The 233-nt window shown below is 55.4% G+C and carries 1 protein-coding gene; it reads left to right on the top strand.

The genetic code is table 11. The features are described from left to right. Positions 1 to 14 precede the first annotated feature (14 nt). Positions 15 to 233: hypothetical protein (locus KVT32_RS31705; protein WP_217619597.1), on the top strand; the 219-nt coding region annotated here is incomplete at its 3' end.

Here is a 233-nt window from a genome sequence, read left to right as displayed (position 1 = left end):
ACATGAAACACGGTTTGACACTGGCCGCCATGATCGCTGCCATCGCCCTGCATTTTCCCGCCCACGCCGACGAGAGGATGGACGGATTGAAGAAGATGAATGTGGAGGGATGCGAGTCCGTGATCGAGCTCGACAAGACCGCACCCAAGGATCCCAAGCTGGCGAAGCCGTATTGCACCTGTGTCTACGACACCTACTTCGACAACTTCACCCAGGCGGAAAAGAACAATATG

The sequence above is a fragment of the Achromobacter sp. GbtcB20 genome, assembly GCF_019091095.1.
GTDB lineage: Bacteria > Pseudomonadota > Gammaproteobacteria > Burkholderiales > Burkholderiaceae_B > Achromobacter > Achromobacter mucicolens.
This window is presented reverse-complemented; position numbering and strand designations above follow the sequence as displayed.